Here is a 2,529-nt window from a genome sequence, read left to right as displayed (position 1 = left end):
ATCGACCCAGGTCATCGCCGCGACGGTATCGCGCTGGCGCTGCTGGGCCTGGCCGTCGTGACGGCGGCCAGTTGCTGGCTGGACGCTGCGCGGCCGGTCGGGGCATGGATCGACACCGGGTTGCGCGCTGTGATCGGTGGCGCGGTGGTGCTGCTTCCGGTGCTGGCCGGCATCGGCGCCGTCGCGCTGATGCGTACCGAACCAGTCCCGGAGAACCGGCCCCGCCTGATCCTCGGTTCGGCGATGGTGGCGCTGCCGATACTGGGCCTGTGGCATCTGTGGTCCGGTTCGCCGCAGACCCCCGAGGGGCGCCTGCACGGTGCCGGTTTCGTCGGGTTCGCCATCGGCGGCCCGCTCGCCGACGGACTGACCGCCTGGATCGCCGCCCCGCTGCTGTGCATCGCAGTGCTGTTCGGAGTGCTGTTGCTGACCGGGACGACGCTGCGCGAGGCGCCCGAGGCGCTACGGACCATGTTCGTCGCGCGGGACTACGACGACGGCTACGACGGCAGTTATGACGACGGCTGGTACGGCGGCGACGACGACTACGACGGCGACGACGACTACTACGACGAGGGTGGCGGCGGCTTCGAAGGCGGCGCGGCGGCCGATGGCGCCGAGGACACCCCGGATTGGCAGTCGCGCACGCCGCTGGACAACTACCCGCTCGACGAGCCCGCCGAGCCGCCACCGGCGCCGGCGCCCAAGCCCGCTCGCCGCAAGGCCCCCAAGACGGCCAAACCGACCGACACCACCGTCGTGTTGGACCGGGTGGTGGAGGGCCCCTACACGCTGCCGCCGTTGAGCCTGCTGGTCGCCGGCGATCCCCCCAAGACCCGCACCGCCGCCAACGAGGCGATGACCGACGCGATCACCTCGGTGCTCGAGCAGTTCAAGGTCGACGCCGCGGTCACCGGCTGCACCCGCGGCCCCACCGTCACCCGCTATGAGGTGGAACTGGGCCCCGGGGTCAAGGTCGAGAAGATCACCGCCCTGCAACGCAACATCGCCTACGCGGTGGCGACCGAGAGTGTGCGGATGCTGGCACCGATCCCGGGCAAGTCCGCGGTCGGCATCGAGGTGCCCAACACCGACCGGGAGATGGTGCGGCTGGCCGACGTGCTGACCGCGCCGAGCACCCGACGCGATCATCACCCGCTGGTGATCGGGCTGGGCAAGGACATCGAGGGCGACTTCATCAGCGCCAACCTGGCCAAGATGCCGCACCTGCTGGTGGCCGGCTCCACCGGCTCGGGTAAGTCCAGCTTCGTCAACTCGATGCTGGTGTCGCTGCTGGCACGGGCCACCCCGGAAGAGGTCAGGATGATCCTGATCGACCCGAAGATGGTGGAACTCACGCCGTACGAAGGCATTCCGCACCTGATCACCCCGATCATCACCTCACCGAAGAAGGCGGCGGCAGCGCTGGCCTGGCTGGTCGAGGAGATGGAGCAGCGCTACCAGGACATGCAGGCGTCCCGGGTGCGCCACATCGACGTCTTCAACGAGAAGGTCCGTTCCGGCGAGATCACCGCACCGCTGGGCAGTGAACGGCAGTACCGTCCCTACCCCTACATCCTGGCGATCGTCGACGAGCTCGCCGACCTGATGATGACCGCGCCGCGCGACGTCGAGGACGCGATCGTGCGGATCACCCAGAAGGCCCGCGCCGCCGGCATTCACCTGGTGCTGGCCACCCAGCGGCCGTCGGTGGACGTCGTCACCGGTCTGATCAAGACGAACGTGCCGTCGCGGCTGGCGTTCGCCACCTCGTCGCTGACCGACTCCCGGGTGATTCTGGACCAGGCCGGCGCCGAGAAGCTGATCGGGATGGGCGACGGGTTGTTCCTGCCGATGGGCGCCAACAAGCCGGTCCGGCTGCAGGGCGCCTTCATCACCGACGAGGAGATCCAGGCCGTCGTCACCGCCTGCAAGGACCAGGCCGAGCCCGAGTACACCGACGGCGTCACCACTGCCAAACCGACCGGCGAGCGCACCGACGTCGACCCCGACATCGGCGACGACATGGAGGTCTTCCTGCAGGCGGTGGAATTGGTGGTATCCAGCCAGTTCGGTTCCACCTCGATGTTGCAGCGCAAGCTGCGGGTCGGCTTCGCCAAGGCCGGCCGGTTGATGGACCTGATGGAGACCCGCAGCATCGTGGGCCCCTCCGAGGGCTCCAAGGCCCGCCAAGTGCTGGTCAAGCCCGACGAGCTGGCCGCGACCCTGATGGCCATCCGCGGCGGCGCGGACGCCGACGCCGTGGATGACGGCGACGACGGCTAGCCGGCGACGATCAGACGTTGACCACCAGCGACAACCCGTGCCGATCCCGGCCGGCCCGGCGCCGCCTGCTGCGGACCAGCAACCGGGCCACCGCCGCCTCGACGCCGCGCGCCAGCTCGTCGGCGTCGCGAACGGTGCTGTAGTCGGCGACGATGCCGAAGAACAGGCTGTCGGCGTAGCGCAGGATCGCCGCGCCGGTACGCAACTGCATCGCGATCGGCGGGACCGGCAACACCGCAGCGA

The 2,529-nt window shown here is 69.7% G+C and carries 2 protein-coding genes; one reads left to right on the top strand and one right to left on the bottom strand.

Annotated features, from left to right (window positions below; genetic code table 11):
• Positions 1-2,286, top strand: a 2,286-nt coding sequence (locus DQP56_RS23825; protein ID WP_205868967.1) for an FtsK/SpoIIIE family DNA translocase, incomplete at its 5' end; no start/stop codon positions are given.
• Between the two features lie 10 nt (positions 2,287-2,296).
• Here the strand turns inward: DQP56_RS23825 and DQP56_RS23820 are convergent.
• Positions 2,297-2,529, bottom strand: a 233-nt coding sequence (locus DQP56_RS23820; RefSeq protein WP_114475794.1) for a WS/DGAT domain-containing protein, incomplete at its 5' end; no start/stop codon positions are given.

Origin of the sequence: Mycolicibacter senuensis (assembly GCF_003284925.1) — a bacterium.
GTDB lineage: Bacteria > Actinomycetota > Actinomycetes > Mycobacteriales > Mycobacteriaceae > Mycobacterium > Mycobacterium algericum_A.
This window is presented reverse-complemented; position numbering and strand designations above follow the sequence as displayed.